This is a genomic window from Yeguia hominis (assembly GCF_014384705.1).
GTDB classification, from domain to species: domain Bacteria; phylum Bacillota; class Clostridia; order Oscillospirales; family Acutalibacteraceae; genus Yeguia; species Yeguia hominis.
In genome coordinates this window covers 40,005-65,128 of the sequence record NZ_JACRSN010000008.1, presented here as the reverse complement: position 1 = coordinate 65,128, position 25,124 = coordinate 40,005, and the positions used below count along the sequence as shown (strand labels likewise).

General features: G+C 51.0%; 27 protein-coding genes. All 27 read left to right on the top strand.

Annotation, left to right across the window (positions count from 1 at the left end):
* Positions 1-35: 35 nt before the first annotated feature.
* The 27 genes from IAG03_RS06725 (at position 36) to IAG03_RS06595 (ending at position 25,083) form a co-directional block, all read left to right on the top strand.
* A complete protein-coding gene (locus tag IAG03_RS06725) occupies positions 36-860 on the top strand; it encodes a ParA family protein (RefSeq protein WP_213540402.1) in 825 nt (274 codons plus the stop codon).
* Positions 817-1,758 carry a ParB/RepB/Spo0J family partition protein gene (locus tag IAG03_RS06720; RefSeq protein WP_430472445.1) on the top strand — a complete coding sequence of 314 codons (942 nt, stop codon included), beginning with the start codon at positions 817-819 and terminating at the stop codon, positions 1,756-1,758. The genes IAG03_RS06725 and IAG03_RS06720 overlap by 44 nt, the downstream gene beginning before the upstream one ends.
* A gap of 201 nt (positions 1,759-1,959) precedes the next feature.
* Positions 1,960-2,592 carry a hypothetical protein gene (locus IAG03_RS06715; RefSeq protein ID WP_213540401.1) on the top strand — a complete coding sequence of 211 codons (633 nt, stop codon included), beginning with the start codon at positions 1,960-1,962 and terminating at the stop codon, positions 2,590-2,592.
* Positions 2,593-2,659: 67 nt separating this feature from the next.
* On the top strand, positions 2,660-6,907 hold the full coding sequence (locus tag IAG03_RS06710; protein ID WP_249319320.1) for a SpaA isopeptide-forming pilin-related protein: 4,248 nt from the start codon (positions 2,660-2,662) through the stop codon (positions 6,905-6,907).
* A gap of 155 nt (positions 6,908-7,062) precedes the next feature.
* Positions 7,063-7,398: a hypothetical protein gene (locus tag IAG03_RS06705; RefSeq protein WP_249319318.1), complete on the top strand. Its 336-nt coding sequence runs from the start codon at positions 7,063-7,065 to the stop codon at positions 7,396-7,398.
* A complete protein-coding gene (locus IAG03_RS06700; protein WP_249319316.1) occupies positions 7,395-7,940 on the top strand; it encodes a hypothetical protein in 546 nt (181 codons plus the stop codon). Before IAG03_RS06705 ends, IAG03_RS06700 begins: the two co-directional genes overlap by 4 nt.
* Before the next feature lie 14 nt (positions 7,941-7,954).
* A complete protein-coding gene (locus tag IAG03_RS06695; RefSeq protein ID WP_249319314.1) occupies positions 7,955-8,635 on the top strand; it encodes an antirestriction protein ArdA in 681 nt (226 codons plus the stop codon).
* 69 nt (positions 8,636-8,704) lie between these two features.
* The gene (locus IAG03_RS06690) at positions 8,705-9,028 is read left to right on the top strand and encodes a DUF6664 family protein (protein WP_249319313.1); all 324 of its coding nucleotides are present in this window, start codon (positions 8,705-8,707) and stop codon (positions 9,026-9,028) included.
* A gap of 160 nt (positions 9,029-9,188) precedes the next feature.
* Complete coding sequence (locus IAG03_RS06685) at positions 9,189-10,235, top strand: Fic family protein (RefSeq protein ID WP_249319311.1); 1,047 nt, start codon at positions 9,189-9,191, stop codon at positions 10,233-10,235.
* Between the two features lie 15 nt (positions 10,236-10,250).
* Complete coding sequence (locus tag IAG03_RS06680; RefSeq protein WP_249319309.1) at positions 10,251-11,387, top strand: AlbA family DNA-binding domain-containing protein; 1,137 nt, start codon at positions 10,251-10,253, stop codon at positions 11,385-11,387.
* A 14-nt stretch (positions 11,388-11,401) separates the two neighbouring features.
* The gene (locus IAG03_RS06675; RefSeq protein WP_249319307.1) at positions 11,402-12,820 is read left to right on the top strand and encodes an adenylate/guanylate cyclase domain-containing protein; all 1,419 of its coding nucleotides are present in this window, start codon (positions 11,402-11,404) and stop codon (positions 12,818-12,820) included.
* A 10-nt stretch (positions 12,821-12,830) separates the two neighbouring features.
* Positions 12,831-13,385, top strand: a complete 555-nt coding sequence (locus tag IAG03_RS06670) for a Pycsar system effector family protein (protein ID WP_249319305.1) — start codon at positions 12,831-12,833, stop codon at positions 13,383-13,385.
* A gap of 30 nt (positions 13,386-13,415) precedes the next feature.
* Positions 13,416-14,261: a hypothetical protein gene (locus IAG03_RS06665; RefSeq protein ID WP_213540392.1), complete on the top strand. Its 846-nt coding sequence runs from the start codon at positions 13,416-13,418 to the stop codon at positions 14,259-14,261.
* A gap of 92 nt (positions 14,262-14,353) precedes the next feature.
* Positions 14,354-15,322: a DUF3991 and TOPRIM domain-containing protein gene (locus IAG03_RS06660; RefSeq protein ID WP_249319303.1), complete on the top strand. Its 969-nt coding sequence runs from the start codon at positions 14,354-14,356 to the stop codon at positions 15,320-15,322.
* Entirely contained in the window at positions 15,319-15,654 is a 336-nt protein-coding gene (locus IAG03_RS06655; RefSeq protein ID WP_249319301.1) for a helix-turn-helix domain-containing protein, read from the top strand. The genes IAG03_RS06660 and IAG03_RS06655 overlap by 4 nt, the downstream gene beginning before the upstream one ends.
* Positions 15,644-16,045 (top strand): DUF3846 domain-containing protein, encoded by a 402-nt coding sequence (locus IAG03_RS06650; protein ID WP_249319299.1) that lies wholly within the window; start codon positions 15,644-15,646, stop codon positions 16,043-16,045. Before IAG03_RS06655 ends, IAG03_RS06650 begins: the two co-directional genes overlap by 11 nt.
* Before the next feature lie 174 nt (positions 16,046-16,219).
* A complete protein-coding gene (gene dcm / locus IAG03_RS06645; protein ID WP_346726111.1) occupies positions 16,220-17,605 on the top strand; it encodes a DNA (cytosine-5-)-methyltransferase in 1,386 nt (461 codons plus the stop codon).
* Positions 17,602-17,931 carry a MobC family plasmid mobilization relaxosome protein gene (locus IAG03_RS06640; protein ID WP_249319297.1) on the top strand — a complete coding sequence of 110 codons (330 nt, stop codon included), beginning with the start codon at positions 17,602-17,604 and terminating at the stop codon, positions 17,929-17,931. Before dcm ends, IAG03_RS06640 begins: the two co-directional genes overlap by 4 nt.
* Positions 17,932-17,935: 4 nt before the next feature.
* Complete coding sequence (locus IAG03_RS06635) at positions 17,936-19,357, top strand: relaxase/mobilization nuclease domain-containing protein (protein ID WP_249319294.1); 1,422 nt, start codon at positions 17,936-17,938, stop codon at positions 19,355-19,357.
* Positions 19,341-20,165: a PcfB family protein gene (locus IAG03_RS06630; protein WP_015523960.1), complete on the top strand. Its 825-nt coding sequence runs from the start codon at positions 19,341-19,343 to the stop codon at positions 20,163-20,165. The genes IAG03_RS06635 and IAG03_RS06630 overlap by 17 nt, the downstream gene beginning before the upstream one ends.
* Positions 20,166-20,168: 3 nt before the next feature.
* Positions 20,169-21,068, top strand: a complete 900-nt coding sequence (locus IAG03_RS06625) for a hypothetical protein (protein WP_249319292.1) — start codon at positions 20,169-20,171, stop codon at positions 21,066-21,068.
* Between the two features lie 2 nt (positions 21,069-21,070).
* Positions 21,071-21,265 carry a hypothetical protein gene (locus tag IAG03_RS06620; protein WP_015523962.1) on the top strand — a complete coding sequence of 65 codons (195 nt, stop codon included), beginning with the start codon at positions 21,071-21,073 and terminating at the stop codon, positions 21,263-21,265.
* On the top strand, positions 21,249-23,030 hold the full coding sequence (locus IAG03_RS06615; protein WP_249319290.1) for a VirD4-like conjugal transfer protein, CD1115 family: 1,782 nt from the start codon (positions 21,249-21,251) through the stop codon (positions 23,028-23,030). The genes IAG03_RS06620 and IAG03_RS06615 overlap by 17 nt, the downstream gene beginning before the upstream one ends.
* 23 nt (positions 23,031-23,053) lie before the next feature.
* Entirely contained in the window at positions 23,054-23,398 is a 345-nt protein-coding gene (locus IAG03_RS06610) for a glutamyl-tRNA amidotransferase (protein ID WP_249319288.1), read from the top strand.
* Positions 23,399-23,411: 13 nt separating this feature from the next.
* Positions 23,412-23,627, top strand: coding sequence for a hypothetical protein (locus IAG03_RS06605; RefSeq protein WP_249319286.1), 216 nt, complete (start codon positions 23,412-23,414; stop codon positions 23,625-23,627).
* Positions 23,628-23,690: 63 nt separating this feature from the next.
* On the top strand, positions 23,691-24,257 hold the full coding sequence (locus IAG03_RS06600) for an MT-A70 family methyltransferase (RefSeq protein ID WP_249319284.1): 567 nt from the start codon (positions 23,691-23,693) through the stop codon (positions 24,255-24,257).
* On the top strand, positions 24,247-25,083 hold the full coding sequence (locus IAG03_RS06595) for a VirB6/TrbL-like conjugal transfer protein, CD1112 family (protein ID WP_249319282.1): 837 nt from the start codon (positions 24,247-24,249) through the stop codon (positions 25,081-25,083). The genes IAG03_RS06600 and IAG03_RS06595 overlap by 11 nt, the downstream gene beginning before the upstream one ends.
* Positions 25,084-25,124: the final 41 nt, after the last annotated feature.

Sequence of the window (25,124 nt, the reverse complement as noted above, 5' to 3'; positions counted from 1 at the left end):
CAGGCGGCTAAATTTATGCAAAGGAGGAACCCCATATGGCGAATTGCAAAGTGATCGCGGTGACGAACCAAAAGGGAGGCGTGGGTAAAACCACGACCACCGCCAATCTCGGCATCGGACTGGCACAGGAGAACAAGCGGGTCTTGCTGATCGACGCCGATGCGCAAGGCTCCCTGACGCTTTCCCTCGGCTACCCGAAGCCGGATGAGCTGCCCGTGACGCTGGCGGATGTGATGCAGAATGTGATCGACGACACGCCCATGCCGGACAGCTACGGTATTTTGCACCATGGCGAAGGCGTAGACCTGCTCCCTGCGAACATCGACTTGTCGGGCATGGAAATTCGGCTCATCAACGCTATGAGCCGAGAGAGCGTACTGCGGACATATATCAATTCGGTCAAACCCCATTACGACTATATCCTCATTGACTGTATGCCCTCGCTCGGTATGATGCCGATCAACTCACTGGCCGCAGCGGACAGCGTGATCATTCCGTCGCAGCCGTCGTTTCTGTCGGCAAAGGGGCTGGATCTGCTGATGCAGTCCATCGCAAAGGTCAAACGGCAGATCAATCCCAAGCTGAAAATTGACGGCATCCTTTTTACGATGGTGGACAGCCGTACCAACGAGGCAAAGGAGATCATCGCTTCTTTGCGCGCCCACTACGGCGAGAAGATCCGTGTGTTTGGAACGGAAATACCCTTTTCCGTCCGAGCCGCAGAAACCAGCGGCCGGGGCAAGAGCATCTTTGCCCACGACAAGAACGGCAAGGTCGCCGCCGCATACCGTGCGCTGACAAAGGAGGTGTTGGAGATTGAGCGTAAAAACGAGAGATTTAGGGATGACGCCGCTCGATGACCTGTTCTCCACCGATGAAAGCCGTGCGGAATCGCAGCTTGAAAAGGTCGTGACGCTGAATCCTGCCGAGATCTCCGACTTCCCGAATCACCCGTTCAAGGTCAAACAGGACGAGGCAATGGCAGAGATGGTCGAGAGCGTCCGAAAATACGGTGTGTTAGTTCCGGCTCTTGTCCGCCCGAAAGCGGACGGCGGCTATGAAATGGTGGCAGGTCACAGGCGCAAGTTTGCGGCAACCTTGGCAGAGCTGCCGGAGATTCCCTGTATCGTCCGTGATCTCACCGATGATGAAGCGACCATTATCATGGTGGACAGCAACCTGCAACGGGAAACGATCCTGCCGTCCGAAAAGGCATTTGCCTATAAAATGAAGCTGGATGCGATGAAACGGCAAGTAGGCAGACCAAGCAAGGAAAATTCTGTCCCAGTGGGACAGAATTTCGATGGTAAAACATCAAGGGAGCTGCTGGCGGCTAAATCGCCGGATAGCAATACCCAAATCCAACGCTATATCCGTCTGACCGAGCTGATCCCCTCCATCCTGCAAATGGTGGACGACGGGAAAATCGCTTTCCGCCCTGCCGTGGAGCTTTCCTACCTTTCTTCAAAGCAGCAGGAAGCCCTGTACAGCACCATGGAATGTGAGGACTGCACGCCGTCTTTGGCGCAGGCCATCAAAATGAAGGAGTTTAGCAAGGACGGCAAGCTGACCGAGGAAGTCATCCTCTCCATCATGCAGGAGGAAAAGCCGAATCAGAAAGAGCAGTTCAAAATGTCGAAAGAGCGTATCAGCAAATATTTTGCGCCGGGGACGCCCGCACAGAAAATCGAAGATACCATTATTAAGGCTTTGGAGCTATACCGCAAACGGCAGCGTGATCGTGAAGCCGAAAGGTAGAATTTCACTACCAAGGGACAGCCATACCCATTTCCGATGAGTGTACGGCGGTGTTTGCTTGTTCCCCCTCTCCACACCTCTCCCCCTCAAAAACTACCTGTACTTCCCGAAAAAGAGAAATTACAAGAGGCGGCAGTTCTTGCAGCTTTGCCATTTTCGGCGGCAGACCGTACAATGAAACGGCAAAGGAGGTTTGCGAACATGAGAAAAACGTGGATGATTGCCGCTTTCGCGATGCTGGCTCTTTCTGTTTCGGGCTGTGCAAATGCAGAGCATTCCGAGGGGACGCCATCTTCGGAGAAAACGGTCATGACCGAGCCTGTGCAAAGCATTGTGCCGCAGGCGCGCACAACCGTTTCTGTTTCGGAAAGTACAGAAATTTCCGCAGAGAGCACCGCAGAACCCGAAACGGCGGAAATGCCGTCGGTGGCTTCAACATCTGCCGCAGACAGAACACCGCTGCCGATAGAGAGCAGCACCATAGAGCCTGCGCCGCCGAAAGCATCCGAGCCGCCACCGGCAGCACCCACCGATCCGCCGATGCAGGAAACCGAACCGCCTGCCGCAGAAGAACCTGCCGAGCCGAAGTTTGATATTCAGACTTGGATCGACTACACCAAAGCCTATGCCGAAAGCGTGGGACTGCGGCCGGAAAGCACGGCGGTCGATTGCTGGGATACACCTATTGATGCAGATGCGGACTGTATCTATCTTGAACGGGATATTTGTTCCCGTCTGAATCGCTATGCCGCAGATGAAACCATCACGGATATTTGGGTATGGTGCGAAGCAGTCAGCACCAACAGCCATCTGCTCTATATCGGGTACGCGTAATTTCACACACAGAAGGAAGCATCGCAGTAATGCGGTGCTTTTTTCATGTCAACAAGGAGGTAAACAAATGAAAAAGTTTTATCGCAGGAGCATTTCGGGGCTTTTGGCTCTATTGATCTGCTTCACTACTATTCTGGGAAGCAGTGTGACTGCCCTTGCCACATCGGTTCCGGCGGAAACAGCAAAGTCCTATTCTGTGGCATTTCCCAGAAACGGAGATGCAAATCTGGATACCAGCGGCACATGGGGACATGATGAACTTCATTATATGAACGGCTGGACATCCGGCGAAAAAACATGGATGACAACACTGCACACTATTGGGGACTTTAACGGCCCGGCCTGTTATTGCATTGAACCGGGCGTACCCCGTCTGCTGGAAAGAACTTACACCCGCTATGGCGAAGATTATTGGAAGGACTACCCATCCGAGTGCAACAGTACCATTGATGCCGATACGATCAAGACGCTGCTGGGACGGATCATGCAGTACGGTTATCAGGGCAATCTGTCTCTCGGCTGGCGTTCACAGAATAATGCAGATGCCGACAAGTTGGCGCACATGATGGCAACACAGGTTTTGGTATGGGAAACCGTTGTCGGTGAGCGTGATGCAAACTTTAACCATGTTGACCCCGGCAGAGCTGATGCCGTGAAATCCGTTTATCGGACAAGCCATCCGCTGTACAGCCGTTTTTCTGCTTATTATGACAGTATGGAAGCCAGTGTGAAAAAACACACCATCCTTCCAAGCTTTATGGCCCGAAGCACAGGCAAGGCTCAGACCGTTGAGATGAATTGGGACGGTAGCCGTTATACGACCACTCTGACCGAAACCAACGGTGTGCTGAGTGATTATACCTTTTCCTCAGAGCAGACCGGAATCGATTTTACGACCCGTGGTAATACACTGACGATCACCGCCGAAGCGGCACCTACAAAGCCCTTGATAATCTCGGCTACCAAAACCAATATTCGCAAAGGCGTTGTGGTGTGGAGTGACGGCCATTACGGCCCCGACGGAACAATGCAGGATGTGGTCACTTACAGCGCCACGATCAGCGATCCCGTCAAAGCCTATCTTAACCTGAAAGTGTCCTACGGCAGCACCAAGATCATCAAGACAAGTGAGGACGGCAAGGTCGAGGGCATTTCCTTTACAATCACCGGCAATGGCGTGAACAAGACCGTTACGACGGGTGCGGGCGGTGTCATTCAGATCGACAACCTTGCCCCCGGCGTTTACACCGTCACCGAGCAGAGCTACGACAAATACGAGCCGCAGGAGGTGCGCCGTGTCACTGTCGTCAGCGGTCAGGTGGCAACGGTCAATTTCAATAATACCTTGAAGCGCGGAACCCTCATTGTGACCAAGACCTCCGAGGACGGCTTGAACGAGGGCGTGAAATTCCACCTCTACGGCACTTCACTTTCGGGGCTTGCGGTAGATGAATACGCCGTGACCGACAGTACGGGCAAAGCCGTATTTTCCGATGTGCTGATCGGCACGGGCTATACGCTGGAGGAAGTCGATACGGCGATCCGCTATGTCGTCCCCGCAAATCAGACGGCGGCGGTGGAATGGAACACCGTCACAAACAAGAGCTTTACGAACATTCTGAAAAAGTGGAATGTGACCGTCACCAAGAGCGACGCCGAAACGGGTCTGCCGCAGGGCGATGCCACCCTTGCCGGTGCCGTCTACGGCATCTATAAGGGCGACCAGCTTGTGGACGCCTACACTACGGATGCCAACGGGCAGTTCACCACGAAATACTATGTCTGCGGCGACGACTGGACCATCCGTGAGATCACGCCCTCCGAGGGCTATCTGCTGGACAGTACCGTTTATCCCATCGGCGCAGAGGCAAAGAACTACACCATGGAATACAACACCACGGCAAACGATGTGACCGAGCAGATCATCAAGGGCAGAATCGCCATCATCAAGCACACCGACGACGGCGAAACCCAGCTTGAAACGCCGGAGGCCGGAGCGGAGTTTGCGGTTTTCCTGAAAACCGCAGGCTCTTATGACAGCGCTAAGGCATCCGAGCGTGACTATCTGAGCTGCGATGAAAACGGCTATGCGGTCACAAAAGATCTGCCCTACGGCATCTATACGGTGCATCAGACCAAGGGCTGGGACGGCCGTGAGCTGCTTGCCGATTTCGATGTGTATATCGCCAAGGACGGGCAGACCTATCGCTATCTTGCCAACAACCGCAATTTTGAGAGCTATATCAAGATCGTCAAGGTGGACGCCGAAACAGGCAAGGTCATTCCGCTGGCGGGCGCAGGCTTCCGGCTCTACCGCCCGGACGGGTCACTCATTACGCAGACCTTCACCTATCCCGAAGTCACCACCATCGACACCTTTTATACGAACAGCGACGGCTATCTCATTACGCCTGAAAAGCTGGAATATGGCACGGGCTATTCGCTGGTGGAGGTTTCCGCTCCCTACGGCTACACGCTGAACAGCGAGCCGGTCTATTTCGATGTGACCGCCGACAACGCCACGGAGGAAAACGCCGTTACAGTGGTCGAGGTCACAAAGCCGAACATGGCGCAAAAGGGCGTGATCCGAATCAGCAAGAGCGGCGAGGTATTTTCTTCCGTCACCGAGGCGGACGGCACCTATCAGCCGGTGTTTGCGGTCAAGGGGCTTGCTGGCGCAGTCTATGAGATCACTGCCGCCGAGGACATCATCACGCCGGACGGCACGCTCCGCTATGCGGCCGGAGAGGTCGTCGATACCGTGACCGCCGATGAAACGGGACTTGCCGAAAGCAAGCCGCTGTATCTCGGCAAATACGAGGTCAGGGAGATCTCTGCACCCACCGGCTATGTGCTGAACACCGAAATCCACACGGCAGAGCTTGTCTACGCCGGGCAGGAAGTCGAGATCACCGAAACCGCCGCCGACTTCTGCAACAAGCGGCAGAAAGCCGCCGTTTCTCTGGATAAGGTCTTGGAGCAGGACGAACGCTTCGGCATCGGCACGAGCGGTGAGCTTTCCGCTGTGACCTTTGGGCTGTTCGTTACCGAGGAGCTGACCGCCGCTGACGGCAGCATCATTCCCGCCGACGGTTTGCTGGAGATCGTGTCGGTGGATGAAAACGGTCACGCTGTCTGCAAAACCGATCTGCCGTTTGGCAGCTACTATCTCAAAGAACTTTCCACGGACGGACACTATATCCTCTCCGACGAAGAGTACCCCATCGTATTTGAATACGCCGGGCAGAACACGGCGCTGGTGGAAATCAAGGCAAACGGCGGCGCACCCATCGAAAACAAGCTGCTCTACGGTGAGATCCACGGACTGAAAAAGGACGAGGACGGCAGCGGCCTTGCCGGTGCGCTGATCGGACTGTTTCGTGCGGACTGCACCGAGTTTACGACCGAAAACGCCATCCTGACTGCCACCTCTGCCGAGGACGGCAGCTTTTCTTTTGCCCGTGTGCCTTATGGCAACTGGATCGTGCGGGAGATCGAAGCCCCGACCGGCTTTGTGCTGTCGGAGAAAACCTCCCCCGTGACCGTCGATGCAGACGGTGCGGTGATCGAGGTAGAGATCGAAAACACACGCATCCGTGGTACGGTACAGCTCACCAAGACCGACCGGGACTATCCCGACAACAAGCTGACGGGTGCGGAGTTCACCGTTTACCGTGACAGCAACGGCAACAAGGAGCTGGATGCCGACGATGCACGGCTCGGCACACTCACCGAAACCGGCATCGGCGTTTATGAAATGGCCGACTTGCTCTACGGCGGCTATTTTGTCAAAGAAACAAAAGCACCGGAAGGATTCTATCTGGACGGCAACGCCTACTATTTCGAGATCACCGAGGACGGCAAGGCCGTGACCGTGGAGAATGAAGCCGGAAAAGGCTTTGTCAATGCGCCGCAGATCGGCTCTCTGAAAATCATCAAGACTTCCTCGGATGGCAAGGTCGAGGGCTTCTCGTTCCGTGTCACCGGTCCGAACGGATATGTCGGCGTATTCACCACGGACAAAAACGGCGAGATCATCATTGATGATCTCCGCATCGGTGAATATGTGGTGTCCGAGGTGTCGGACGGCGCTTCTGCCGCCTATATTCTCCCCGCAGACAAGACGGCGAGCGTTTTTGAGGGCGCTGTTACCAAAGTAGAAATGCACAACGAATTAAGGGACACCCCGAAAACAGGCGACGACAGCAATCCTGTTCTTTGGCTCTCCCTGCTCGGCATTTCTGCGGTGGGCGTTGCCTCTCTCGGCGTGATTGGTTGGAAGAAAAAGAAAACTGAAAAGGAGGACGCTGAATAATGGAACTGAAAACTATTGTTGCAATCGGACTGGTTGTGTTCATTGTGGGCGCTTTGATCTTCCTGAAGATCAAAGCCAAGAAAAAGTAAGCCTTGGGGCAGCGAAATCCGCTGCCCCTTTTACATATCCCGAAAAACAAAAAGGAGGCAAAAAATATGGTTCATTTCTTTGATTCGGACATAGCGAAAAAATACGGAGTCAATGCGGCGGTGCTGGCCTGCTTTCTTTGGGACTGTATCGAGCAGAAAAGCACTGAGTCGCCGCAGTTTCACGAGGGCAAGGTCTGGGTGCGCTGTTCGGTGCAGATGATGACCGGCTTTTTCCCGTTTCTGTCCTATGATGAGATCCGCTACGCCCTGAAACGGCTGGTCAAGGGGCGGGTGCTCACCAAGGGTCGGTTCAACGAGAGCCGTTTTGACCGCACGAACTGGTACGCCTTTACCGAGTTCGGACAATTTCTGATGGCAGAAAGCGAGGGACGGACGCAATGAAGGACGGCAGACACATCATTTGGAGCAACGACATTGACTACGACGACTGGCGGGAGGACTTGGAGGAGCAGTACCCCGACCTCACCGAAGCCGAGCGTATGGAGCTGATGTATGAACTGAACGGCGACTACTTGGACGATGAGCGCTCCAATCTGGACATTCAGCTCTCCCGCCCCATTCTCGTTGTCGGTGATCTGGGGCTTTGGCATGGCCGCCGCATGGGATATAAGGAGATTCCGAGCGGCAACATCCGGGACTGCCTTTACAGCGAACGGGACATGGATTACAGCACATGGTATGTGGATAAAAACGGCGACTTCCGCTGCGATGCCATCCATCACGACGGCACGAACCATTATCTCTACCGTACCTATAAGGACGGCGTGAGCGACACACAGATCGAGAGCCTGAAAGAAAAACTCTACCGGGGCATTGCCACCCGTGCGGACATTACCAGAGTGACCCGCAGGCTGGGCGACGAGATTGCCCATGTTTACGGCTTTCCCATCCCCCGCAGGCAGGCCCCGGTGCAGGAGCGATAACGGAGGCGGCTATAATGAATGTATCAGATACAAGGGACTGCGCCTTTGAAGCCTTTATTACCAACCTCGGCAAATACAACGAGGGCTTTTTGGTGGGCGAATGGGTGAAGTTTCCTGTGACCAATGAAGAAATGCAGGCAGTTTTCCGGCGCATCGGCATCGGACGGCGCTATGAGGAATGGTTCATCACTGACTATGACTGCCCGGATGCGGCCATCGGCAAGGTGCTCGGAGAATATGAGAGCCTGAGCGAGCTGAACTATCTCGCCGGACAGATCATGGAGCTGCGGGAAAGCGACGATTTCTGGCAGGCGGTTTTGGACTTGGGCGAGAATACCGGCAGTGTGCAGGAACTGATCAACCTGACCGAAAACTTGGACTGCTTTGATTACCTGCCCGGTGTGCGGAATGACTACGACCTCGGCTATTACTGGATCGAGGAAAGCGGCTGCTACGATACAAGTAATCTCGGCGCATTGGCAAATTATATCGACTATGAGGGCTTCGGACGGGACATTCGCTATGAAGAAGGCGGCGTGTTCGGGGATAACGGCTATGTGCGGTCAAACGGCGGCCGCTTTGTGGACATCTACGACGGCGACATCGAGAACATCCCCGAAGAATATCGGATCAGTTCACCCGCCGTTCCCGTCCGCTCCGCAGCCCCACGGCAGACGGAGCAGCCCGAACGATAAAATTTGCACCTTTGATATTGCCTTGCGGTTTGGGTATAGTATAATAAAAACGATAAGGAAGTGAGCACCGTGAGCGACAACTATTTTGACCTGCCATCCCGCATAGAGGACGCCTTTGCGGAGATCGACAGCGATATTGTGATGGATCTGCTGAATACCGACGAGGACTACGCCGCGCTTTCCGACCGTATGGACAAGCTGAAAACGCAGTACCCCGTCATCGACAAAATGAACGAGGGCAGCGGCGAGATCCGCATGACCTCAGAGGAGCATCGGGCGTATGTGGATTATCTGAGCCTTGTCCGTCAAATGGAGGACATGGAGCGACAGCACATTTACTTCCGCGGACATGCCGATGCCGTGGCCTACCTCAAAAAAATCAAAGCGATCTGATACAGACGGCACGGAACCCCCGTGCCGTTTTCTCATATTACTGCCTATTCAGGCACTCTATCTGCATATATTTCAAAGGAGTATATGCAGATAATTCGGATGACGGCTTGTTTTTCTGCACATAATATGCTATAATTATGTGCAGAAAGGCTGGTGCTGTATGAGAAAATTCGATTACTCCTTTTTGAATAACGGTTTGCTGCCTGCAAACCTTGTGAACCTCACTTCCAATATTGCGGCGCTCAAAACCATGGCGGGCGTGCGCAAGGACGAATACACGCAGATCTTCACGGAACTGGAAGCCGTCGCAAAGGTACAGTCCATCAAAAGTTCCAACGCCATCGAGGGCATTGTGACCAGCGACGAGCGTATCGCCGCCATTGTCAATCAGAACAGTGCCCCACTGAACCACAACGAGGCGGAGATCGCCGGATACCGTGATGCGCTGAATGAGATCCACTTGGGCTACGAACACATTGACTTCCGGCAGAGCGATATTCTGCGGCTGCACGAAATGATGATGAGCTTTGCGGGCTATGAGTACGGCGGGCAGTACAAGACGGACGACAATGTGATTTTGGAGATCGATGCGGACGGAAACCGCCGTGTCCGCTTCCGTCCTACGCCTGCGAGCGAAACACCGAAAGCAATGGAGCAGTTGGAGCTTGCCTATCTGGATGCCCGAAGCGATGCGAATATCAATCAGCTTCTTTTGATTCCCTGTGTGATACTGGACTTTCTCTGCATCCACCCGTTTCGGGACGGCAACGGCAGAATGTCCCGCTTGCTCTCACTGCTGCTGTTATACAAAAACGGCTTTGACGCAGGAAAATATGTGTCCTTTGAGGAGCAGATCAACAACTACAAGGCGTATTATTACGAAGCCCTGCGGCAGTCCTCGGCCGGGTGGGAAACGAATGAAAACTCCTATTTCCCCTTTATCGAGAATTTCCTCTCCACCCTCTATATGTGCTATAAGGAGCTGGACAAGCGGTTTGCGGTGGTACACGGCAAGAAGATCACGAAGAAGGCCCGTGTGGAGGCAACCGTCCTGAACAGCCTGACGCCGCTATCCAAAGCCGAGATTTGCAAAATCCTCCCCGATGTCAGCCCCACAACCGTTGAAGCCGTCCTCGGCGCAATGGTCAAGACCGGCTCCGTAAAGCGGATCGGTGCAGGACGAACGACACGGTATATTAAGGCATAATACAGGGTGAATATAATGGATGTATTATCTTTTGAGACCGAGGTAAGACAACTGATAGGATTGCAGCAAGAAGGGGAATATTGGGATTTCAAAAAAGAGTGGCATCAAAATAAGGCAGATTTACTACACGATATTATATGTATGGCGAATAATCTTTCTAATCAAGACGGGCTTATTATTATTGGCGTTGATGAAGAAAATGATTATTCTATTTGTGATGTCATAAACGACCCAAACAGAAGAAAAACACAAGATATTGTTTCATTTTTGCGAGAGAAAAAATTTGCTGGAGGTATCCGTCCAACAGCATATGTCCAACCAGTCACTTTGTGGAAAAAGACAATCGATATTATTGTTATTCGTAATGATCGCAATACCCCTTACTATTTAACAGAACAATACCAAGGTGTATTTGCTAATAATATTTACGCTCGGATAATGGATACAAATACTCCGAAAAATGCATCAGCAGATATAAATATCATAGAGAAACTATGGAAAAAACGGTTCGGAATTGATGCGACGGCTCTGGATCGCGCCTTGCTTTTTTTGCAAAAGCCTTACGATTGGGTGGATTCTAATAACGGCAAAAAGTTTTATAAGTATGCTCCTGAATTTACACTCGAAGATATTCAAGCTGAGGATGGTAGAGATGGTTATGAATTTTATCTGTTCAATCAGTGTGATTCTCGTCCTCGGTGGTATGACATAAATATTTACCATCATCAGACTTTATTATATTCTTTGGGTGGCGTGGCTTTGGACGGCGGTAGATGTTTCACTTCGACCCCTCGGACAGACGGACTTTCCCTATATAAGGACAGTTATCATCACTGGGATGTTTCATACAAGTATTTTATAAAAGATTCTATAGAATACACTATTCACCAGTTTTATATTACAGATAATATGGACGAGGAATTAACTGCTCGGCAAAGATTTTTGGAATGCGTACTTATTTTTGAAACTGAATTTGAAAGGACAAAATTCAATGCTTTTGTCATAGGCAATTATGAAAGATACAATATTGACGCATTTAGTGATCGCCTACCCCATTTCCCTGATTTAGAGGGTTATAATATGGACGCATTCAAAAAAGACTACTTACAATCTCAGCTTTTGCAGCAAATGTTAAAGGATTTCAGAAGCTAAAGGAGGCTATGTTTATGAGCGAATCATTTATTCCTGCATCGGAATTTGAAACAGCAAGTAACGCCGTCAGTAATATTTTAGGACAGCCTGTTGAGGAAATAAAAATTACTGACATATTGCCACCGCTTAATGATATAGCTGATTCGAACAAAGTATTTAAGGGAAAACTTTCGGTTCTGTTTGTAGATATGAGGAAATCCACCGATTTGACAGATGAATTGAAATCTAAAAAAATGGTGAAAGTTTATCGCTCATTTATTCGTATCGTTATCCAAGCAATTCGGTATTCGGGCGGATATACACGACAATTTGCCGGTGACGGAATTATGGGCATCTTTCAGAATAGCAATGTGGACGACCAAAATATTTCTTCATCTTGTAAAGCAATAAAAGCGGCACGATATATCCATACTCTGATTGATTTCTGCTTAAACCCCGCTCTAAAAAAATCTATGAATATTTGTATTGGCTGTGGAGTTGGTATTTGTACAGGGACAATTATGATTACAAAGGTCGGAATGCGCGGAAAAGAGAGTAATAAAACGGCCGAAAATGAAACGGGTATCGTTTGGGTCGGCTCAACAACAAATTACGCCAATCGGTATTGTAGTTTGGCTCACCCTTGCGAAATATTCATAGATGAAAACACATATTCAGAAATTGAAGATTCAGAAATATGGACTAAAACAAGCCGAACAAAGGGTAATAAAGTTTTTGAAGGATATGCAGTCAGCGAACATTACCTGTCACTGCCGGAAGAAATCACAGCAGAAGCAGTTAAGGCAGATACAGAGAATGATTCTGAGGCTTCGTTCATACAAAACATTTTCGCTGAAACGCAGGAAAAGGCTCTTTTGCTTGTTGATGAAATCAGCAAAAAATCCGCAGAGTTAGCGATTGCATTAGAGAAAGCCAAAAAACGAGAAGGTCAAGCAATCGCTCGTGATAATGAGTCGCGTAAGGAAAATATTAGGCTTCAACAATGGCAAAACAAATTAAATTCCAAACAAGCAGATGTTGACCGTCAGGAACAAAAGAATAAAGAGCAGGCTTATTCTATACATAAAAGCATTTTTTCAGAAACATTTTGCAAAAGTGACCTTATAAAGGAATTCGGAAAAGATCATTGGCTTGAATTTATCGGCAAAATGTATGAATTAGGAAAAGAAATTGGCAAGTCACAGCTTGAAGTTAAAATCGATTTAGATTGTTATCTTATAGGAATATATCGTTGCTTCGGCATGTATGAAGAAGCATATGAAATTTTATGTGTTCAAGCTGAACACTCAAGTTGGTTAAACCAATATATCCTTGAGGATGTTGTAAAACAGTCTGGACACTGGTTTAAATTAAAAGGTATTCTTGAAAAACGAGTTTACGAGGGTAAAGATTACCGAGAATGTTTAGATAAATTAAAATCAATGGGATATTAGGAGGGGTATCGTGGAAAGCAAAAGGACGCACGATGAGTTGAAAGAAATTCTTGATAGGAATACGGCATGGATAGAAAACTGTGATTCTAAAACATCTATCATTTTGGGGAGCTTTGGTGTTATAGCGGGAATTTTTCTTGCCACCGACTATGTTTCAAAATTTAAGAGCATATTATGCCATATGGCAAGCCGTGTCAGTTTTTGGACGGTCGTATATGTCATTTTCTGCATTTTGTCAATAAGTCTTATACTTACTGGTTGTGTATGTTGGCTTACTGTGTTATTCGCAAGAGTAAATCCTGATAAGTTCTATAATAGAGGCATTAAATCAGATTCACTTATCTTCTTTTCATCAATTGCAAAACACAAATCATTATCATCATATAAGCGGGATTTAGAGAAATGCGGAACAAAACAGATGGACGAAGATTTAATATCTCAAATATATATCTGCTCGATAATTTGCGATAAAAAATTCAAATACTACAAGTTGGGATTGTTTCTTGCTTCAATAGGTTCGATCTTATTTGCAGTATTAATTTTAATTGGTTTATTGATTATATGAAATATACTTTTTGGTCGGAGATGGTTGGTTTTGAATTGGAACAATATTTGGGAAAGTACAATTAGTGGCATTTTTGTGGTCATATTTGGTGGCATATCAGCGTGGTTGGCATACATACTCGGTATTCGAGGAAAGGAAAAATCACAAATTGCATCGCGCAGGAAGCAAGAAATATATATTCCTCTTAAATATGAAATGAAGACACTAATGGAAATGAATGATATTTGGAGAGATATTAATATTCCTGAAACCGATAATATACTTGCAAAAAATGATGAACTTGTAGTCAGCGAAGAGCTATATAAAAAATGTCAAAAACTTTCCGATGTTATTGCTCGTTATAAAAGTATAAATATGTACAATGTAGTTGCCGACATTCTATCTGATAGATTCAAGGAAAAATATGCTCAGCTATATGGCTCAATAACGCATATTGAGCACATATGCCAACCTGATTATGAGGATGATTTTGAAGTCGAAGACCCAGAGATAATTGCATTTTATGAAACAATAAGAATAAAAAGCAATATTGACAACCTTATGAAAAACGATGTTGGTTATGAAGAATATTGCCGTCAAGAAAATTATGTAAGTCCATTAGAAGAATATTTCGCAAGAATATGTGCCTCAGTGTTGCCGCACGGAGAAAAAACATATCAAGGCATCCAGCTAATTGATGAGGCTCTTGCACAAAAGAAGAAAACGCCTGCAGAGTACATTGCTTATGATTTCGATTTCTTCACCATCTATAATAAAAATGTTAAAGTACAAGAAAAGGAAATGCTTTTGGATGAAATCAAGGAACTTGCTTTGGATCTATATGAGAATTTAATGATAAAAATCAGAAATATCGGAAATAGGTACGAAAAAGAATAAGCCAATTTTGCATTCACATCTCATACATAGCCGAGAGGTTTTCATTCTGAAAGCCCCTCGGCTATTTTTATGTCAGAATGGAGGTGAAACATATGCCATATATCCCGCCGGAGGTGGTAGCGCAGGCCCGTAAGATGGATCTGCTGACCTATCTGCGAACTTATGAACCGCAGGAGCTGGTGCATTTCGGGGGCGGCACCTACTGCACCCGTGAGCACGACAGCTTAAAAATCTCCAACGGCAAATGGTGCTGGTTTTCCCGTGGGATCGGCGGCTATTCGGCGCTGGACTATCTTATCAAGGTCAAAGAGATGCCCTTTACGCAGGCGGTCGAAACCATCATAGGAAATCTGTCAGCGGCACCGCCCGCCTTTGCCCCGGCTCCGAAAACGCAGAAAGAAAAGGTGCTGCTTTTGCCGCAGGTCAATCGCAGCGCCACCCACGCCGTCGAATACCTGCACCGCAGAGGCATTGACGATGAGCTGATCGATTTCTGCATCCAGACCAGCCGCCTTTATGAGAGCTACCCCTATCACAATGTGGTGTTCGTAGGAATGGACGCAGACGGCAAGCTCCGTTACGCCAACCAGCGAGGGATCGGCTCGGACTTCATCGGGGACGCCAACGGCAGCGACAAGCACTATTCCTTTGGGATTCCAGCGGCGGCGGCAAGTGATACGCTCCATTTGTTTGAATCGGCGGTGGATCTGCTGTCCTACGGGACGCTGCAAAAGCTGGACGACAAGGACTGGCGCAGCGAAAACCTGCTCTCCCTCGCCGGGGTCTACAAGCCAAGGGCGAAAATCGAGGAAAGCAGCCTGCCCGCCGCGCTGGTGCGGTATCTTGCCGAGCATTCCCATATCCGCCGTGTGGTGCTCCGGCTTGATAACGACGCCACGGGACGGATCGCCGCAGAAACCATCAAGGCGCTGCTGCCGAGAAAATATGCGGTCACGGTGGACATCCAGCCGCCCCTGCAGGGCAAGGACTACAACGACTGCCTTTGTATGCGGCTGGGTCTGCCTATCACCAAGCGCGGAGAAAGGAGCAAAGAACGGTGAGCGACTTTATGAGTCCGGGGCAGCGCATCCGGCACTATCGTATGCTGCGGGGCATGACACAAAAGGCGCTGGGCATCGCCGCAGGCTTTTCGCCCGAAACCGCCGACATCCGCATCGCACAGTACGAATCCGGCGCAAGGACGCCGAAACACGCTCTGCTCTGTATGCTGGCAGAGGCGTTGGGTGTTCTCCCCTCGGCGCTGGACATTCCCCGTATCAAGAGCCGTGCGGCGCTGAACCAACTGCTGCTTGCGCTGGAGGATGAATACGGGCTGACGGTCACGATTATGATTACGGAAAACAACGAAAGGAAAATTTGCAATGGAAAATGAGAAGAAAATCAAGGTGGTACTGCTGGAACCGGGCAAGCTCGCCCGTGCGGTCGAGATCGATGCGTCCCTTGCCGGGATGCAGAAAGTGGTGGGCGGTCTGATCGAGCCGTTCTACCCCTTTGAGGAACAGGTCTGCATCGTCTGCAATGAGGAAAGCAAGATCAACGGGATGCGCCCGAACCGCAGCGTGAAGAACGACGACGACGTGATGGTGGACTTCATCTTCGGCCCCGCCTTTATCTGCGACTGCCGCGGCGAAAATCTGGACAGCCTTTCCGACGAGCAGATCGACCGCTATGGCAAGATGTTCCGCTATCCTGAACACCTTGCGAGGATGAACGACACGCTGTTCGGTATCCCATACCGCCCGCAGCCGGAGCAAGAACGCTGATATATTTTCGGTTGGTGGCACGATGTTCGGCCTATGGGACGAACGCTATGCACTGTACCAGCAAGCATCGCCGTTGTGATACCACAGCGGCACTTGTCAGGGAAATCCCTGAAACCCTTTTCGTCCCCGCCCATGCGGAGGGCGATATTTTTATACCCGGAAGGAGGAAAGCCGGTGAACGAACCCATGACCTTTTTGGACTTTTTCAGCGGTGTCGGCGGTTTCCGCAAGGGCTTTGAACTTTGCGGCATGGTCTGCAAAGGCCACTGCGAGATCGATAAATTCGCTGACCGCAGCTACCGCGCGATCCACGATGTAAAGGAGGATGAGTGGTATGGCGAGGACATCACCAAAACCGAACCCGCCGACTTGCCGAGAGTCAGCCTCTGGGCAGGCGGATTCCCGTGTCAGGACATTTCTGTATCTGGCCGGCAACGAGGGCTTGCAGGCAAGCGAAGCTCTCTCTTTTTTGAAATCGTTAGACTCCTCAAAGGCACGCCTGCCGAAGATCGACCCGAATGGCTTGTCCTTGAAAATGTTAAAAATTTGCTCTCCGTTAATCGAGGATGGGACTTTGCGACCGTTCTCCATTCGTTGGCCGAAATCGGCTATCATATCGAATACGGACTGCTTAATTCACGCTTCCACGGCGTTCCGCAAAACCGGGAACGCATCTACCTTGTCGCTTATCGACATTTTAGAGCCGAGGGTGGACGAAAAGTATTTCCTGTCACCGCAGGCGACGGCAAGGCTCTTATACAGTTGATCGGCGGCACGCAGGGCAAGCGGGTCTATGATCCCGCAGGCGTGAGCTGTACGCTGATGAGCGAGGGCGGCGGCTTTGGCGGGCGCACGGGCATGTACTTCATCGACCTGTGCAAAGGTGAACCGAGGCTGACCGAGCACGCCCGCTGTATCAAGGCAAGGTATGACAGCGGCATCACCAACCACAGCGGCGACAAAAGCGGCGTTCTTTGCATGAGCGGCGAGTGCCCGGACTGCACCGAAGAAACGGCGCTCATTCAACTAAAACGGGGTACGCCGAAAATCTTGGAGCAGGAGCACACCAAATGTCTGATCGCAGGCTACAACAAAATCGGGGTAAGCAACCGGGGCGAAAGCTCCGGCGTTTTTTATGGCTGCCGCGCTGTGCTGACCCCCGACCGTGAGAATAAGAGGCAGAACGGCCGCCGTTTCAAGGAGTGCGGAGAACCCGCCTTTTGCCTGAATACGCAGGACAAACACGGCGTTTATCTCTGTGCCTGCGATTCCTGCGAACACGCTTTACCCGTTAAACAGGCGGCGAACTTTAATAAAGACAAATCCGAAAACAGGACTGAAATTCCGCTTGGCTGCGGACGAATCCGCAAGCTGACGCCCCGTGAGTGCTGGAGGCTGCAAGGCTTTTCCGATGAAATGTTTGATAAAGCGGCCGCCGTCAATTCCGACGCCCAGCTTTACAAGCAGGCCGGAAACGGCGTGACGATTCCCGTTGTGTATGCGGTAGGCAAGCGTATTGTTGAAATTCAAAACGAACTCAATTCGGAGGTGAAAATATGAGAAAACGCAATGTTCACATTCAATTCTGGCTCGACAAAAAGGAAGCCGAGGCGTTTCAAAAGAAAGTGAAGCGCAGCGGTCTTTCCCGTGAGGCGTATTTGCGGCACTTGGTAAATGGGCTTGAACCGCAGGACGCCCCGCCGCCCGACTACTACGCCATGATGAGGGAGCTTCACGGGATCGGCAACAATCTCAATCAGATTGCCGTCAAAGCGCACACCCTGAATGTTCTCGATGTGCAAAGATACGACGAGGCCTGCCGCAAGATTGATACTGCTGTCAAGAAAATCACCGAGGCGGTTATCCTGCCGCGCCCGATGAAATAACGGTATGGCGACAACTTCAATCTGGCGTGTGAAAGGCTGGCTCGGCAAGGTGGTCGTCTATGTGGAGAACCCCGATAAAACAACGAACCCGAAATTTTACACGGACGAGGATATGACCGAACAGGACGGGCAGGAGCTTTCCGATGTCATCCGCTATGCGGTCAATTCCCGAAAAACGCAGAAAGCGGATAACGAGGACTGCGCCGTGGTTCACCGTTTTGTGTCGGGTATCAACTGCTTCCCCTCGACCGCCCGTGATGAAATGCTTGCCGTGAAAAAACGGTTCGGCAAAGAAAACGGGACGGTTGCCTACCACGGGTATCAATCCTTTGCTCCCGGCGAGGCTACCCCCGAAATGGCGCACGAAATCGGGATGAAGCTCGCCGCCCGTTTGTGGGGCGACCGTTATCAGGTGATTGTGGCGACCCACCTTGACAAAGAAAATCACCTGCATAATCATTTTGTGCTGAATACGGTGTCCTTTGTGGACGGAATCAAATACCACCGCACCAAAAAGGATTATCACGATATGCAGACTGTTTCCGATGAGCTTTGCCGTGAGTACCGTTTATCGGTGATTGAAAACCCACAGTACGGGAAAGCCAAGCAATACGGCGAATGGCGCGCCGAGCAGGAACAGCGCCCCACTTGGCGGGGACTAATACGCGCCGATGTTGACGAAGCCATACGGCAGTCTATGACTGAACGGCAGTTTTTCGATAATCTGCGGAAGAAAGGCTATGAGGTCAAGATCGGCAAAGATATTTCGGTCAGACCGCCGGGAAAGGAACGATTTGTGCGCCTGATGCGCAACTTCGGTGAGGACTATTCCATTGAACAAATCCGCAGACGGATTCTGTCGCAGACACGAGCTGAAAAGAAACCGTCCGAACCGACCCGTCAAGTCATACGGATTCGCTTGTTCGGCAGCTTGAAAAAGACCCGCAAAATCACAGGGTTTCGGGCGCTGTATTTTCACTACTGCTACCTGCTGGGGATCTTCCCGAAAAACAAACCGAAACAAAATAGGCGGCGACTTCATTTTCTCTTGCGTGAGGATTTGCGAAAGCTGGACGACATCACCGCCGAAACAAGGCTGCTTGTGCGAAATCGTATTGATACCGCCGAACAGCTTTTTTCATACCGTGACGAGGCGCAAGACAAAATTGCCGCTCTGACTGCTGAGCGAAAACAGCTTTACAAATTGCAGCGGACGGCGGCAGTCAAAGCCGATCCCGAAAAGTCAGCGGAAATCAAAGACCGAATATCCGCATTGTCAAAAGAGCTTGCCACTCTGCGAAAGGAGGTGTCTTTATGTGACGATATAGCCGAACGCTCCGGCGTTATCAAAGAGAAAATCAAAGCCGTCCGAGAGGATGAGCATATCAAAGGAAAGGAGAAAACCGACCATGTACAATTCCGGTGACGCAGCAGAACAGATTGTAAGGATCAGTTTAGAGGGTACGGAAGTTGCCTTAAAGCTGACCGGCTCTGCGGCGAAAAATATCGCCGCTATGATTTATACTGTTCTGAAAAACAGAGACAAGAACAAGACCAAAGGCAGGCAGCGTTTAACCGCTATGCTCAAAAGCGGCAAGGAACTCAAAGTGTTCACCGTCAGCGAGGAACATTTGAAACAGTTTGCCGCCGAAGCCAAGCGGTACGGCGTTGTTTACTGCGCTCTGCGCGGGAAAGAAAAATCCGCCGACGGTATGGTAGACATTATGGTGCGTGCCGAGGACGCTTCAAAAATCAACCGCATTGTGGAACGCTTCAAGCTGGCTGCGGTCGATACCGTTTCTATTAAGCGTGATATTGAAAAATCCAAAGCCGAGAAAACCGCCGCCCCCTTTGCTCCTGAGCAGGAAAAGCCCGATAAAGAGGCAGACGACCGTTTGCTTGACGATTTAATGGGCGTGCCTGTGAAAAAGGAGGAACGAACGCCGCAGAATCCCGAAGTCAGCAAAAATGATTCTTTTGGGAAAGCGGCGGAGAAATCCCATCCGTCCGCGCCTATCTCAAAGAAGCAAAACAGAACCGCCGAGGGTACTGTTAAGCCGCCCGAAGAACGCCCCTCTGTTCGTGAAGAACTGCGGGAAATCAAGGCGAAACAGCAAGAGGCGGCGGCTCCCGCCAAAGAAGAACCCATCGTTTCAAAAAAGCCGACCAAACAGCAGACGACCACCCACAAACAACCGTCCCGAAAAAAGAAACCCAAATCAAAGGAGAGATAACCCATGAGCAATTTTGATGATATTTTTGAACCCGCCCCGCAAGCCGAAGATTTTGACAAAGAGGCTTGGGCGGCAAAGAAAAAGGCAGAGCGTGACGAGAGGTATGCTACTGCCGACGCCACCGCTGAAGAAATCTGCACAGACGGCGGCAAGTTCCGTGACTATCTGAATGTGCAGGCAAAATTTCATCGCTACTCCGCTACTAACGCCCTTTTAATTCTGCATGACAACAAAAATGCCAGCAAACTTGGCGATAAGGATTTTTGGCGCGATCAGGGCGTGTATATCAAGCGGCAGGAATTTAACCGTCCGATTAAGATTATCGAATCTAACGGCGAGTACACCCGTGACGACGGCAGTATCGGCGTGTCGTATAACATCAAGCGCGTATATGACATTTCACAGACCACCGCCCGTATGAAAGCGCAGCCGCCTGTTTCCCACGACGCAAGGGCTTTGCTCGGCGCTCTCATTTACAAAAAGCCTGTGCCGATTCAGTCTGTCAATGAACTGCCCAATGACATGGGCGCTCTTTACGACCACGAACAAAAAGCTATTTTTGTTTGCCGAGGAATGGGTGCGTCTGATTTGTTTTATGAAGTATCAAAGGCTCTGGCTCATGCGGAACTTGCCATGACGAACGAGAATTATTCCTACAGCACCGCTGACTTTAAGGCACATTGTGTTTCGTATATTCTCTGCAAGGAATTTGGAATCGAAACGGATAATCTTTCATTTTCTCCAGCCGATTTTGACATTCCGAAAGAGTTAAGCGAAGCCGACCCGCAGGAAATCCGCGCCGAGCTTTCCGAAATCCGAGATACCGCCTACGACATTTCCGCAAGAATGGCAAGGTCGCTGGAACAGAACAAAGCGCCCCGCCATACGGAACAGGAGCGCTGATTATGGAGAAAACAGAAAAACGGGTACTGACGCTCGACCGTTACGAACATGGCGTTGTTATCAATGCTCTGAATGAAATGCGAAACGACCTGCTGGAAGAAGAACGCCCCACCGATATTGTTGACGAGGTTCTTTTGAAAGCAATCGACGCACCTACTAAAAAAGTGAGGTGCAGGAACGATGAAGCGCGGGAATAACCCTCTTGTCCTCTGCCTGTTCGGGATTCTCCCCGTTGTGTGGTTGGGGCTGCTAATCTCCCCCGCCGCCCACGGCGGTCTGCCGGAGATCGTCGCCCGGTTTCCCGCGGTGATGAACGACCCGTTTCGTATCGAGCTTTGCGAGGACAGCCTGAAAACTGTTCTCATTCTGCTCTGCGCTTACGGGCTTGCGGTGGGTGTCATTCTATCGTCCCGCCGCAATTACCGCCGCGGCGAGGAACACGGTTCGGCCAAGTGGGGCTCTGCTCGAACCGTCAACCGAAAATACCGGGCGGCTGCGCCGGAGGACAACAAGATCTTCACGCAGAATGTCCGTATGGGACTGGACGGACGAAAGCACCGCCGCAACCTCAACACGCTCGTTGTCGGCGGCAGTGGCGCAGGCAAAACGAGATTTTACGCCAAACCGAATCTGTGTCAGGCCAACACGAGCTTTACCGTGCTCGACCCGAAAGGCGAGCTGCTGCGCAGTACGGGACATCTGCTGCGGCAAAAGGGCTATGAGGTGCGGGTGCTGGATCTTCTGAATATGGAGAAAAGCCACTGCTACAACCCGTTTGTGTACCTGCGGGACGACAACGATGTGCAGCGGCTTGTGACCAATCTGTTCAAAAGCACCACGCCGAAAGGCAGCCAGTCCAACGATCCCTTTTGGGATACGGCTGCATCTATGCTTCTGCTGGCGCTGATCTTCTATCTGAAATACGAAGCGCCGCCCGACGAGCAGAACTTTCCGATGGTCATGGAGATGCTGCGTGCGGCAGATGTGCGGGAGGACTGCGACGAATACACTTCGCCGCTGGACGAGCTGTTTGAGCGGCTGGAAATGCGGGAACCCGACCATATCGCCGTGAAGTATTACAAGGACTATCATTCCGGCAGCGCAAAAACGCTGAAATCCATTCAGATCACGCTGGCGGCAAGGTTAGAGAAATTCAACCTGTCCTCGCTGGCAGCGCTGACCGCTACGGACGAACTGGATCTGCCGTCCCTCGGAGAAAAGAAGGTGGCGCTTTTTGCCCTGATCCCCGACAATGACACCAGCTTTAACTTTTTGGTCAGCATTCTGTACACGCAGCTTTTTCAGCAGCTATTCTATCTGGCCGACCACAAATACGGCGGCAGTCTGCCCGTTCCCGTTCACTTCTTGATGGACGAGTTCAGCAATGTCAGCTTGCCGGAGGACTTCTCCAAGATCCTTGCGGTCATGCGTTCCCGCAATGTGTTTGTTTCGATTATCCTGCAAAATATAGCGGCGCTGAAAGCATTGTTTGAAAAAGAATGGGAATCCATTTTAGGCAACTGCGACGAGTTTCTTTATCTCGGCGGCAATGAAACTTCGACCCACAAGCTGATTTCCGAATCCTATCTCGGCAAATCCACCATCGACACCAACACCTACGGCAAATCATCCGGGCGCAACGGAAATTACAGCACGAACTATCAGATCAGCGGCAGAGAGCTTCTGACGCCGGACGAGGTGCGTATGCTGGACAACCGTTACGCCCTTTTGTTTATCCGTGGCGAGCGGCCGGTGATGGATGAGAAATACGACATTCTGAAACACCCGAACATTGCGCTGACCGAGGACGGCGGCGCAGCACCCTATGAACACGGCGGAACGGAGAATGCTGTTGCGACGCTCTCGTTTGCAGGCGCTGCCGCCGAAACGCTGTCTGAGCTAAGTGAACCCATACCCGATTATGAGCTTCTTTCCAACGAGGATATAGAGGCTCTTTTTTAATTCAATTCAAGGAGGATAAACCCATGAAGAACACCAAAAAGACCGCAAACAAGCTGTCTGTGCCCGGCAAGGTCAAAAAGGGCTTCCGTTTCTACTGCGCCGCCGTGCTGTCGGTCGCCCTTGTGCTCGGCTGCTCCGTGACGGCTTTTGCCGCCAATGACCCGATCGCCGTTGTGAACAACCTGAGCGATTTCATTTTCGGACTGATCCGTGCGGTCGGCCTGATCCTGCTCGGCTGGGGCATCGTGCAGGTGGGACTTTCGTTCCAGTCCCACGATCCCAGCCAGCGAAGCAACGGCTTTCTCACCCTTGTGGGCGGCATCGTCATCACCTTTGCCAAAGAGATCCTCAACCTGATCACGGGCTGAAAGGAGGCAGCAGATGGAAAAGTGTGAGTGCTATATCCACTCTTTGAAACAGGGAGAAACCCATGTGCTCGGTGAGGCGACGATCCTCAAACGCATCGGGGACAACGACTACCTTGCCGAATACAACGGCGTGAAGTGCCACGCCATATTCAATCCCTTTGCCGGGCGCTACTTTGTAGACGATGTGTACGGCGTGATCCGCAGTTCGCCCGACCGGGACAGCAGATAAAATGATACGGCACACGGGGCAGGTCACTTCGGCCTGCCCCCATTTGCCGGAAAGGAGGAAGCTGTGAAGAAATACAGCATTATTTACGCCGACCCGCCTTGGCGGTATAAAGTCTACTCCCAAAAGGGACTTGGACGCTCTGCCGAATCCCACTACCCGACAATGGCGCTGGAAGATATACGGGCGCTGCCGGTCGGCACACTTGCCGCAGATGACTGCGTATTGTTTCTATGGACAACGATCCCGCTGCTGCATGATTGCTTTTCGGTCATGCGTGCATGGGGCTTTTCATATAAGACGGTGGCTTTCGTGTGGATCAAGCAGAACCGCAAGTCCGACAGTCTGTTTTGGGGCATGGGACACTGGACGAGAGCCAATGCGGAGTTCTGTATGCTTGCCACCAAAGGACACCCGAAACGCCGCTCTGCCGGGGTGCATCAAGTCATCCTCTCCCACATTGAGGAACACAGCAAAAAGCCGGAAGAAGCAAGACGGCGAATCGTCGAGCTGATGGGCGATCTGCCCCGCATTGAGCTGTTCGCCCGTCAGAAAGCGGACGGCTGGGATGCTTGGGGCAACGAGGTCGCCTGTGATATTGCGCTGACGGGAGGTGAGCCGAATGTCGGATAACTGGATCGTGCAGAATTTGGAGAATGCACTTGAAACTTGGAATGAAAAGCTGGCGGAGATCTGGCAGCTCATTACGCAGTCGCCGGAGCAGTTCAAGGGCGGCACGATTTGGAATGTGATCGTCGGCATCCACGGTGCGGTGCAGGCCATCGGCCTTGCGCTGCTTGTTTTGTTCTTTGTTGTGGGCGTGATGAAAACCTGCGGCTCCTTTGCGGAACTGAAGCGGCCGGAACACGCCCTCAAAGTGTTTATCCGCTTCGCTCTCGCCAAGGCCGCCGTCACATACGGCTTGGAGCTGATGATTGCCCTGTTCAACATCGTGCAGGGGCTGATCTCTACCATCATGAACGCCGCAGGCTTCGGTGCAGCGCAGGAAACCGTGCTGCCTGCCGAAATCGTGACCGCCGTGGAGAACTGCAGTTTTTTTGAAAACATCCCATTGTGGGCAGTGACCTTGATCGGCGGGCTGTTCATTACGGTACTGTCTTTCATTATGATAATGACGGTCTACGGCAGGTTCTTTAAGTTGTACCTTTACACGGCGATTGCGCCCGTACCTCTCTCCGCTTTTGCAGGCGAACCCTCGCAGAATGTCGGCAAGAGCTTTATTAAATCCTATGCCGCCGTCTGCTTGGAGGGGGCTATTATCGTGCTTGCCTGTATTATCTTCTCCCTGTTTGCTTCGGCCCCGCCCGTGGTTGACCCGAACGCTGCGGCGGTTTCTATGGTATGGAGCTATATCGGGGAGCTTGTTTTTAATATGCTCGTCCTCGTGGGCGCGGTCAAAATGGCCGACCGTGTTGTGCGTGAAATGATGGGCTTGTAATTGCTTTCTGCGGATATTCGCAGGAGGCTATTTTTATGTAA